11 protein-coding genes and 1 pseudogene are annotated in these 10,088 nt (G+C 61.9%); all 12 read left to right on the top strand.

Going from position 1 to position 10,088, the window contains the following annotated elements; all coding sequences use genetic code 11:
- The first annotated feature begins 198 nt into the window (after nucleotides 1-198).
- The 12 genes and pseudogenes from AC07VF_RS26325 to flhB all read left to right on the top strand — a co-directional run bounded on the left by AC07VF_RS26325 (nucleotide 199) and on the right by flhB (nucleotide 9,984).
- The gene (locus AC07VF_RS26325) at nucleotides 199-501 is read left to right on the top strand and encodes an STAS domain-containing protein (protein ID WP_192174143.1); all 303 of its coding nucleotides are present in this window, start codon (nucleotides 199-201) and stop codon (nucleotides 499-501) included.
- The gene (locus AC07VF_RS26320) at nucleotides 501-2,210 is read left to right on the top strand and encodes an ATP-binding SpoIIE family protein phosphatase (RefSeq protein WP_495010022.1); all 1,710 of its coding nucleotides are present in this window, start codon (nucleotides 501-503) and stop codon (nucleotides 2,208-2,210) included. Before AC07VF_RS26325 ends, AC07VF_RS26320 begins: the two co-directional genes overlap by 1 nt.
- Before the next feature lie 29 nt (nucleotides 2,211-2,239).
- Complete coding sequence (locus AC07VF_RS26315) at nucleotides 2,240-2,632, top strand: Hpt domain-containing protein (protein WP_282373637.1); 393 nt, start codon at nucleotides 2,240-2,242, stop codon at nucleotides 2,630-2,632.
- 115 nt (nucleotides 2,633-2,747) lie between these two features.
- Complete coding sequence (locus AC07VF_RS26310) at nucleotides 2,748-4,184, top strand: flagellar hook-length control protein FliK (protein WP_495010021.1); 1,437 nt, start codon at nucleotides 2,748-2,750, stop codon at nucleotides 4,182-4,184.
- A gap of 237 nt (nucleotides 4,185-4,421) precedes the next feature.
- A complete protein-coding gene (gene fliL, locus AC07VF_RS26305) occupies nucleotides 4,422-4,928 on the top strand; it encodes a flagellar basal body-associated protein FliL (protein WP_192174147.1) in 507 nt (168 codons plus the stop codon).
- Between the two features lie 9 nt (nucleotides 4,929-4,937).
- Complete coding sequence (gene fliM / locus AC07VF_RS26300) at nucleotides 4,938-5,906, top strand: flagellar motor switch protein FliM (protein ID WP_133775890.1); 969 nt, start codon at nucleotides 4,938-4,940, stop codon at nucleotides 5,904-5,906.
- A gap of 62 nt (nucleotides 5,907-5,968) precedes the next feature.
- Nucleotides 5,969-6,427: a flagellar motor switch protein FliN gene (gene fliN, locus AC07VF_RS26295; RefSeq protein WP_192174148.1), complete on the top strand. Its 459-nt coding sequence runs from the start codon at nucleotides 5,969-5,971 to the stop codon at nucleotides 6,425-6,427.
- Nucleotides 6,428-6,901: pseudogene (gene fliO / locus AC07VF_RS26290) on the top strand (flagellar biosynthetic protein FliO); the annotation flags it as partial.
- Nucleotides 6,902-7,020: 119 nt separating this feature from the next.
- A complete protein-coding gene (fliP, locus tag AC07VF_RS26285) occupies nucleotides 7,021-7,764 on the top strand; it encodes a flagellar type III secretion system pore protein FliP (protein ID WP_192174149.1) in 744 nt (247 codons plus the stop codon).
- 25 nt (nucleotides 7,765-7,789) lie between these two features.
- Nucleotides 7,790-8,050 carry a flagellar biosynthesis protein FliQ gene (gene fliQ / locus AC07VF_RS26280; RefSeq protein WP_495031067.1) on the top strand — a complete coding sequence of 87 codons (261 nt, stop codon included), beginning with the start codon at nucleotides 7,790-7,792 and terminating at the stop codon, nucleotides 8,048-8,050.
- Between the two features lie 7 nt (nucleotides 8,051-8,057).
- Nucleotides 8,058-8,843, top strand: a complete 786-nt coding sequence (gene fliR, locus AC07VF_RS26275) for a flagellar biosynthetic protein FliR (protein WP_495010020.1) — start codon at nucleotides 8,058-8,060, stop codon at nucleotides 8,841-8,843.
- A gap of 1 nt (nucleotide 8,844) precedes the next feature.
- Nucleotides 8,845-9,984, top strand: coding sequence for a flagellar biosynthesis protein FlhB (gene flhB / locus AC07VF_RS26270; RefSeq protein WP_192174150.1), 1,140 nt, complete (start codon nucleotides 8,845-8,847; stop codon nucleotides 9,982-9,984).
- The last annotated feature ends 104 nt before the right edge of the window (nucleotides 9,985-10,088 follow it).

The following is a 10,088-nucleotide window of genomic DNA, read 5'->3' as shown; positions in this document are numbered from 1 at the left end:
GAACGAAGGGCCCAACCGAGAGCAAGCACCCTTGGTTACTTGGGGTGCTTTTCCAAGTAACTCGCCGAAGGCGAAACGTCCGCCGTTAGGCGGGCCCTCTTGATCCTGAAAGCCAAGTAAAAGCTAACGATTTGCCACGCCTCACAAGGGCTGCTAAAACTCAAGCGTCTGGCGCTGTTTCATACAAGGAATTTGCCAATGTCAGTTACCTCCGAACGCTCCAAAGATGGCCAAGAGCTGACCATCACCATCAAAGGACGCTTCGACTTCTCGAAGCACCAGGACTTTCGTGGCGCCTACGAAAAAGAACACGAGGCCAAACGCTATACGGTTGACCTGAAAGACACGACCTACCTCGACAGTTCAGCGCTCGGTATGCTCCTCCTGCTGCGCGACCATGCCGGCGGCGAAAGAGCCGAAGTCCAGTTGGTCAACTGCACCGCCGACGTCCACAAAATCCTCACCATCTCCAGCTTCTCCAAACTCTTCAAAATCGCCTGATGATCTCGCCTGCCTCCGATCGCCTGACGGTCCTCATCGCTGATGACAACGTCAGCGACCGGATGCTCCTGTCCGCCATCGTCAGCCGCCAGGGCCATGACGTCCTGACCGCCAGCGACGGCGCCGAAGCGGTCGGGCTGTTCGAGCGTCGGCGGCCGCAACTGGTGCTGATGGACGCCATGATGCCGGTCATGGACGGCTTCGAAGCGGCGCGCCAGATCAAGACACTCGCGGGTGACGCGCTGGTCCCGATCATCTTCCTGACGTCCCTGACCGAAGGCGAAGACCTTGCCCGTTGCCTCGACGCCGGCGGCGACGACTTCATTGCCAAGCCCTACAACCAAGTGGTGCTGGCCGCCAAGATCAACGCCATGAACCGCCTTCGCGTGCTGCAGGAAACCGTCCTGCACCAGCGCGACCTGATCACCCGCCACCACAAATACCTGCTCAACGAACAGCGCGTGGCCAAGGCGGTGTTCGACCAGATCGCCCACTCCGGGTGCCTGAGTTCACGCAACATCCGTTACCTGCAATCGCCCTACGCGCTGTTCAACGGCGATTTGCTTTTGGCCGCGTGGTCGCCGTCCGGCAACATGCACCTGCTGCTGGGGGATTTCACCGGCCATGGTTTGCCGGCGGCGGTGGGCGCGATGCCGCTGGCCGAGGTGTTCTACGGCATGACCGCCAAGGGGTACGGCTTGTCCGAAACCCTGCGGGAGATGAACGCCAAGCTCAAACGCATCCTGCCCGTCGACATGTTCTGCTGCGCCGCGTTGCTGTCCCTGAACTTCAAGCAGCAACTGGTCGAGGTCTGGAACGGCGGCCTGCCGGATGGTTACCTGCTGCATGGCGACGACCGGCCGCACACGCCGCTGATTTCGTCCAACGTGCCCCTCGGTGTCTTGAGCGCCGGCAGCTTTGACGACAACACCCAGGTGTATCCCTTCGGGCCGGGGGACCGGGTGTTTCTGCTGTCCGACGGCGTGGTCGACAGCACCGGGCAGGACGGCGAACTGTTCGGCGCCCGGCGTCTGCAGAATGTGCTGGTGAGCAACCGCAACCCGGCGCTGCTGATCGAAGAAGTGCAGTGGGCCCTGGCGCGCTTTCGCGGCCAGGCGCGGGACGATGTGAGCATGGTCGAAGTGGCCTTCACCGAGCCTGACCTGCTTGGCCCGCCCTCGGTCATCTATACCGACAGCGGCGATTCCAGCCCGCTGGATTGGTCCGCGTCGTTCGAGTACCGCGCGGCAACGCTCAAGCGCTTCAACCCGCTGCCGTATCTGTTGCAACTGCTGCAGGAGGTACATGGCTTGCGCATGCAGAGCAGCGAGCTGTATATCGTGCTGTCGGAGCTGTACAGCAACGCGCTGGAGCATGGCGTGCTCGGGCTCGACTCGGCGCTGAAGCGCGACGCCGCAGGTTTTGGGCTTTACTACCAGCAACGCGCCGAACGCCTCGATCGTCTGGTGGACGGTTTTATCCGCATCGATTTTCAGATCGTCCCGGACGGCCAGGGCGGTCGCCTGACGGTGCGGGTGCAGGACAGTGGTGCGGGTTTCGATTCCGATCGCGTGCTGGCGCTGCCGCCTGCGGTCACCCAATTGTCCGGGCGCGGCCTTGCGCTGGTCCGGCAGCTCAGCGACCGCTGTCGGTGGTCCGATGATGGCCGGACGGCCAGCGTGGAATTTGCCTGGGAGGGTCTGGCATAATCCCCGCGTCTTGATCAAGGAGTGAACAAGTGTCGAATAATCCTGTGGACTTCCACGTGCTCAGCACGCTGCGTGACGTGATGGAAGCTGAATACCCGGCGCTGCTGCAGGTGTTCATTTCCGATTCCATCAATCGGGTCAACGACATGACCCTGTTGTTGCGTGACCCTTCCTTCACTGCCTCCTCCAGCGCCTCGTTGCAACGCCTCGGCCTGATGGCCCACAGCTTCAAAGGCAGCACCGGCAACATGGGCGCCACGCATTTGTCAGAACTGTGCCTGCAACTCGAAGAGCAGGGGCGCGGCATGGTGACAGCGGATGACGCCCGGATAAGGCGTCTGGTGTTCGAGATCAAAGAGGAATTCTGCGCCGTCAGGAAAGTTTTCGAAGACGAACTGCAGCTCTGCCACGCCAGCCACTGAGCCGGGTGTTCCCCTCCGGCTTTCTGCCTCGGACTCACGTTTAATCCAGCCTCTCTCGCTACCTGGCCCGCCATTTGCTTTGTCTGTCTGTAATTGTGCTCTTGCGGAGATTCACATGGCGCTCGCCACCAACCCATTACTGACGGCTTTGACAGCGGCCAAAGCCCAGAAAGCCGGGAATAATGCCCCGACCAAGGCGCCGGAACCCGTCAAGCACAGCAGTTCCAGCTTTTCTGACGTATTCGCCAGGCAGGCACTGGTCAAGTCTCACGGTGCGGATAATCCGGCGCCCAAGCCGGCAAGCGCCAAGAGTTCGGCAGCCGACGACAAGCCTGCCGCCAGCCATACGTCTGCCGCCGCCGACAAGACCGTTGCCGATAACGGCAATGGCTTGCCTGCCAAGCCGGTGAACGGCAAGGCCGACGATGAGGCCGGCGCGGGGAAAGGCGATGCTCACGACAAGGATGACGGCACTGATGATGCGAAAGACCCGACCCTCGCGGATGCGCCGTCGGTAGACCCTGTGCCGGACCCGACACTGGCCGTCACGCCGCCGGTTCAAGAGCCCGTGGCCGTCGCGCCTCCCGTTCAGCCAGTGGTAGATCCGGCGCTTCTCGCCGGCACGCTGCCCGTGATGCCGCCGCCTGCGGTGCAGGCGCCGACCGCTGCAACCGACGCAACCGACGCTGCCGGCGACGATTTCGATCCGTACGCCGATCCGCTGGAAGGCTTGACCGCTGTGCAGGTCGCCCTGGAAAACAAGGCCCAGCAGACGGCGCAGAACAACGGTGTGCAGGGCGACGGCAAAGGTGGGGGCAAGCAAGACCCGAACGCCGATCCTTCGCAACTGCTGGCCACCAACCTGGCGGCGCTGGGCGACCAGCCTGTGGACAAGAGCACCACCGAAGGCGGCGGCGACAAAGCCTTCAGCGGCTTGCTGGCTGACGGCCTGAAAGACGTGAAGGCCGCCACCAGCGATACGCGAGTGGACAACTTCGCCGATCGACTGGCGGCCTTGTCCCAGGCCGCGCAGGTGAAAAACACCTCGGCGTCGGCTCCGGCCACGCCATTGCTCAATCAGCCATTGGCGATGAATCAGGGGGGATGGACTGAAGGCGTGGTCAACCGTGTGATGTACCTGTCGAGCCAGAACCTCAAACAGGCGGACATCCAGCTGGAGCCCGCTGAACTGGGCCGTCTGGACATCCGCGTCAATATGGCGGCGGACCAGCAGACCCAGGTCACCTTCATGAGCGCCCACGTTGGCGTGCGTGAAGCGCTGGAAAGCCAGATGTCTCGCCTGCGCGATTCCTTCGTCCAGCAGGGCATGGGCCAGGTCAACGTCAACGTCTCTGACCAGTCTCAGGGGTGGCAGCAACAGGCTCAGCAGCAGTCTGGTGGCGATGGTCAGCGCAACGGCGGCGGCAGCCGCGTCAACGGTGCCAGTGGCAGCGACCTCATCGCCGACGGTGCTCCGGTGGACGCTGCCTCGGCGGCTGCCAGCGCACCGCTGACCGTGGTGGGTTCCAGCGCGGTTGATTATTACGCCTGAAAACGCCCTGCCAACGCTTGGGCGTTGTCAGTCGCGGCAAGGGGTTAGCGGCAAGCGGCAAGTAAAAGTGGGATCAAGGGCGGCAGTGCGTGGGAGACCCCGGTTTCTCGGGCTCTGCCGCCTTTTGCTTTAGCTTGCCGCTTACATCTTGCAGCTTGAAGCTGCCCATGTGGCACAACCCTTGCTCTTCCTCTGTCACGCAACACCGAACCCCTTGGATAGTGACGGATTATTGGCATGGCGAAGAGTGACGACGCAGCAGTGGCGGACCCTGCAAAAAAGGGCAAGTTGAAAGTCATCATCCTCATTGTGGTGGGGCTGCTGCTGGCCATTGGTGTGTCGGTAGGCGCGACCTGGTTCATCATGCACAAGGCCGAAAGCAAGCCGGACGCCGCCGCCATTGCGGAAGCGGCGAATGCCAAAAAAGAGGCGATCTTCGAACCGCTGACACCGCCCTTCGTCGTCAACTACAACGTCAACGGTCGTCAGCGCTACATGCAGGTCAGCATCACCTTGCTGGCCCGCGACCACGCCGACCTTGAAGCGTTGAAAGCGCACATGCCGGTCATCCGTAATAACCTGGTGATGATGTTCTCCGGCCAGCCATTCGATACCATCGCAACGCCGGTGGGCATGGAAATGCTGCGCCAGAAGGCGGCAGCCGTGGTCCAGGAAGTGGGCCAGAAAGAGCTGAGCAAGAGCGTGATCGAACAGGTACTTTTCACTAACTACGTACTGCAGTAGGACCACGACATGGCCGTGCAAGACCTGCTGTCCCAGGATGAGATCGACGCGCTGCTGCATGGCGTCGACGACGGTCTGGTACAGACCGATAGTGTTGCCGAGCCTGGCAGCGTAAAGAGTTATGACCTGACCAGTCAGGATCGCATCGTCCGCGGACGCATGCCGACCCTGGAAATGATCAACGAGCGTTTCGCCCGCTACACCCGTATCAGCATGTTCAACTTGCTGCGCCGCTCGGCCGATGTGGCCGTGGGTGGGGTGCAGGTGATGAAGTTTGGCGAATACGTGCACTCGCTGTACGTGCCGACCAGTCTCAACCTGGTCAAGATCAAACCCCTGCGCGGCACCGCGCTGTTCATCCTCGACGCCAAGCTGGTGTTCAAGCTGGTGGACAACTTCTTTGGCGGCGACGGTCGCCACGCCAAGATCGAAGGCCGTGAATTCACCCCGACCGAGCTGCGCGTGGTGCGCATCGTGCTGGATCAGGCGTTCATTGATTTGAAGGAAGCCTGGCAGGCGATCATGGAAGTCAACTTCGAGTACATCAACTCGGAAGTGAACCCGGCCATGGCCAACATCGTCGGTCCGAGCGAAGCGATCGTGGTGTCCACCTTCCACATCGAACTGGACGGCGGTGGCGGCGATCTTCACGTGACCATGCCGTATTCGATGATCGAGCCGGTGCGCGAAATGCTCGACGCCGGTTTCCAGTCGGACGTCGACGATCAGGACGAACGCTGGGTCAACGCCCTCAAGCAGGATGTGCTCGACGTGTCGGTGCCGTTGCGCGTCGCGGTCGCTACGCGTCAGCTCAAGCTGCGCGACATCCTGCACATGCAGCCGGGCGACGTGATCCCGGTCGATCTCCCGGAACACCTGGTCATGCGCGCCAACGGCGTGCCGTCCTTCAAGGTCAAACTGGGTTCGCACAAGGGCAACCTGGCCCTGCAAGTCGTCGAACCCATAGAACGCCGTTGACGCTCCGTCGCCGGCAAAACGAATGTGCTGCGTAAACGAATCAATGTTCCCCGAGGACAACCATGGCTAATGACAACGATATGACTTCCGCAGACGACCAGGCTCTGGCCGACGAGTGGGCTGCTGCACTGGGTGAATCCGGGGACGGGCAAGCGGACATCGACGCGCTGCTGGCGGCCGACGCCGGCAACAACGCCAATCGCATGACGATGGAAGAGTTTGGCGGCGTGGCGAAAAGCAACGGCGCAGTTTCGCTGGACGGCCCGAACCTGGACGTGATTCTGGATATCCCGGTGTCGATTTCCATGGAAGTGGGCAGCACCGACATCAACATCCGCAACCTGCTGCAGCTCAACCAGGGCTCGGTGATCGAGCTGGACCGTCTGGCCGGCGAGCCGCTGGACGTGCTGGTCAATGGCACCCTGATCGCCCACGGCGAAGTGGTGGTGGTGAACGAAAAGTTCGGCATCCGTCTGACCGACGTGATCAGCCCGAGCGAACGTATCAAGAAGCTGCGTTAAGTGCGCGGCGTGATCAGAACCCTGTCGAGCCTGCCGCTGTTGGCGTTGTCCTGGGCGGTAATGGCAGCCGATCCGGCGACGCCTGCCGCGCCTGCTGCGACGACGGCTGCGACGGCAACGCCTGCGGTTGCCGCGCCCGTTGCCGGTTCGGTGAACGGCGGGATGGCCGGTCAGTTGCTGCAACTGGTGCTGGGGCTGCTGCTGGTGATCGGGCTGATCTTCGTGCTGGCCTGGCTGATGCGCCGGGTGCAGCGCGCAGGGCCGGCTGGCAATCAGGTGATCAAGCTGGTGGGCTCCCGCGCGTTGGGGACGCGTGATCGGCTGGTGCTGGTGCAGGTCGGCAACGAACAGGTGTTGCTGGGCGTCTCGCCCGGCAGCATCACTGCGCTGCACGTGATGAATGAGCCGGTCGAGGTCCCTGACGCGCAAAACGCGCAGCCGGAGTTCGCCAGGCGTTTGCTTGAAGCGCTGGGCAACAAGGGCGCGGCGGGGCAACGCCCAGGCATGAATATTTTCGGTGCCGCCGGCAAGAAAGCAGGCACGCCAGGCACGACGGGCAAGCCAGATACTTCGGATCAGAAGGACATGAACTGATGCGCATTGTTTTGACGCTGCTGCTGTTGCTTGCAGCGCCGCTGGCGTTCGGCGCCGATCCGTTGTCCATCCCGGCCATCACGCTGGGCACCGGCGCCAACGGCCAGCAGGAATATTCGGTCAGCCTGCAGATCCTGCTGATCATGACCGCGCTGAGCTTCATCCCGGCGTTCGTCATGCTGATGACCAGCTTCACGCGGATCATCATCGTCTTCTCGATCCTGCGTCAGGCCCTGGGCCTGCAACAGACGCCGTCCAACCAGATTCTCACCGGCATGGCCCTGTTCCTGACCATGTTCATCATGGCGCCGGTGTTCGACCGGGTGAACAACGATGCGCTGCAGCCGTACCTGGCGGAAAAACTCACCGCCCAGGACGCCGTGGCAAAGGCCGAAGTGCCGATCAAGGACTTCATGCTGGCGCAGACCCGCTCCAGCGATCTCGAGCTGTTCATGCGTTTGTCCAAGCGCACCGACATTCCGACCCCGGATGCGGCGCCGCTGACGATTCTGGTGCCGGCGTTCGTGACCTCCGAACTGAAAACGGCGTTCCAGATCGGCTTCATGATTTTCATCCCCTTCCTGATCATCGATCTGGTGGTGGCGAGCATCCTGATGGCCATGGGCATGATGATGCTGTCGCCGTTGATCATTTCCCTGCCGTTCAAAATCATGCTGTTCGTGCTGGTGGATGGCTGGGCGCTGATCATCGGCACCCTGGCCGGCAGTTTTGGTGGTGTATGAACCTGTTTGACGTGGAGTGCGCAGCATGACCCCGGAAGTAGCCGTCGACCTGTTTCGCGAAGCGCTGTGGCTGACCACGACCATGGTCGCCATTCTGGTGGTGCCGAGCCTGATCGTCGGCCTGATCGTCTCGATGTTCCAGGCCGCCACGCAGATCAACGAACAGACCTTGAGCTTCCTGCCGCGCCTGCTGGTCACGCTGATCGTGGTCGGCCCGTGGATGGTGCGCACCTTCATGGAGTACATCACTAATCTGTACACCAGCATTCCCCAAGTGATCGGCTGACCCCTCGATGGAACCTGTGCTGGCGTTGACCGACACCCAGATCAGCACGTGGGTGGCGGCGTTCATGCTGCCGCTGTTCCGCATCGGCGCGCTGCTCATGACCATGCCGATCATCGGCACCACGCTGGTTCCCAAGCGGGTGCGGCTGTATTTCGCGCTGGCGATCACGGTGGTCGTCGCGCCGAGCCTGCCGCCCATGCCCGCCGTGCATGCTCTGGACCTCAGCGGGCTGCTGCTGATCGCGCAACAAATCCTCATCGGCGCCGGCATGGGCCTGTCGTTGCAGCTGTTTTTCCAGGCCTTCGTGATCGCCGGGCAGATCATCGGGATCCAGATGGGCATGGGCTTTGCGTCCATGGTCGACCCGGTCAACGGCGTATCGATCGCCACGGTCGGACAGTTCTTCACCATGCTGGTGACGCTGCTGTTCCTGGCCATGAACGCCCACCTGGTTGTGTTCGAAATCATCATCGAAAGCTTCACCACCTTGCCGGTGGGGCAGGGCCTCAGCACTGCCGACATCTGGTTGTTGGTGATGCGTCTGGGCTGGGTGCTCGCCGCGGCGCTGGTGCTGGTGTTGCCGGCCGTCGCTGCGCTGCTGGTGGTGAACATTGCCATGGGCGTGATGACCCGCGCGGCGCCGCAGCTGAATATCTTCTCGATCGGTTTTCCGCTGACGCTGGTGCTGGGCATGGTGATTCTGTGGATCACCCTCGGCGACATTCTCAATCAATACCAACCGCTGGCGGTCGACGCCCTGCAGTTGCTCAGAGACCTGGTCAAGGCGCGCTGACATGGCCGAAAGCGAGAGTGGTCAGGACAAGACAGAAGACCCCACGGACAAACGCAAACGCGACGCCCGGGAGAAGGGCGAGATCGCCCGCTCCAAGGAGCTCAATACGGTCGTGGTGATGATCGTGGGCGCTGCGGGGCTGCTGGCGTTTGGCGGCTCCATGGCGGAAATGATGATGCAGTTGATGCGCGACAATTTCACCATCACCCGCGAGGCGATTCTCGACGAGCGCAGCATGGCGATCATGCTGATGGCCTCGGGCAAGGCGGCGTTGCTGTCGGTGCAGCCGATCCTGCTGGCGTTGACCGTCGCGGCGTTCGTCGGCCCCATTTCCCTCGGCGGCTGGCTGTTTGCCGCAGGCTCTCTGGCGCCCAAGTTCAGCCGCATGAACCCGGCCGCCGGGATCAAGCGGATGTTCTCGCCCAAGGCGCTGATCGAGCTGCTGAAGTCGCTGGCGAAGTTTTTGATTGTGCTGGCGGTGGCGCTGGTGGTGCTGATGAAGGACAAGGGCGACCTGGTGTCCATCGCCCATGAGCCGCTGGAAATGGCGGTGGTGCACAGTTTGCAGTTGGTCGGCTGGAGCACGCTGTGGATGGCGCTGGGCCTTTTGATCATCGCGGCGATCGATGTGCCGGTGCAGTTGTGGGAGTCGCACAAGAAGTTGCTGATGACCAAGCAGGAGGTGCGTGATGAGCACAAGGACAGTGAGGGTCGGCCGGAGGTCAAGCAGCGGATTCGTCAGTTGCAGCGGGAGATGTCGCAGCGGCGGATGATGGCGGCGATTCCGGAGGCGGATGTGATTATCACGAACCCGACGCATTATGCGGTGGCGTTGAAGTATGACGCGGAGCGGGGCGGGGCGCCGATTCTGTTGGCCAAGGGCAGTGATTTCATGGCGCTGAAGATTCGGGAGATTGCGGCGCAGCATGAGATTTTGTTGTTGCAGTCGCCGGCGTTGGCGCGGTCGATTTATTACAGCACGGAGTTGGATCAGGAGATTCCGGCGGGGTTGTATCTGGCGGTGGCGCAGGTGTTGGCGTATGTCTATCAGATTCGGCAGTATCGGGCGGGGCGTGGCAAGCGGCCTGATCCGCTGAGGGATAATCTGCCGATTCCGCCGGATTTGAGGCGTGATTCGTAAGTCTTTTTCAAGATCTTTAAGATCAACAGCGTCTGCCTGGGGGCAGACTGTTTCGCCTTCGGCGAGTTACTTGGAAAAGCACCCCAAGTAACCAAGGGTGCTTG

It is taken from the genome of Pseudomonas sp. GW821-FHT02H06 (assembly GCF_059421525.1).
This window is presented reverse-complemented; position numbering and strand designations above follow the sequence as displayed.

Bases quoted from the DNA above. Each gene is read 5' to 3' on its own strand.
- fliP (WP_192174149.1), top strand. From the start codon at position 7,021: ATGCGCATTGTTTTGACGCTGCTGCTGTTGCTTGCAGCGCCGCTGGCG.
- fliL (WP_192174147.1), top strand. From the start codon at position 4,422: ATGGCGAAGAGTGACGACGCAGCAGTGGCGGACCCTGCAAAAAAGGGC.
- AC07VF_RS26325 (WP_192174143.1), top strand. From the start codon at position 199: ATGTCAGTTACCTCCGAACGCTCCAAAGATGGCCAAGAGCTGACCATC.
- AC07VF_RS26310 (WP_495010021.1), top strand. From the start codon at position 2,748: ATGGCGCTCGCCACCAACCCATTACTGACGGCTTTGACAGCGGCCAAA.
- flhB (WP_192174150.1), top strand. From the start codon at position 8,845: ATGGCCGAAAGCGAGAGTGGTCAGGACAAGACAGAAGACCCCACGGAC.
- fliQ (WP_495031067.1), top strand. From the start codon at position 7,790: ATGACCCCGGAAGTAGCCGTCGACCTGTTTCGCGAAGCGCTGTGGCTG.
- fliM (WP_133775890.1), top strand. From the start codon at position 4,938: ATGGCCGTGCAAGACCTGCTGTCCCAGGATGAGATCGACGCGCTGCTG.
- AC07VF_RS26320 (WP_495010022.1), top strand. From the start codon at position 501: ATGATCTCGCCTGCCTCCGATCGCCTGACGGTCCTCATCGCTGATGAC.
- fliN (WP_192174148.1), top strand. From the start codon at position 5,969: ATGGCTAATGACAACGATATGACTTCCGCAGACGACCAGGCTCTGGCC.
- fliR (WP_495010020.1), top strand. From the start codon at position 8,058: ATGGAACCTGTGCTGGCGTTGACCGACACCCAGATCAGCACGTGGGTG.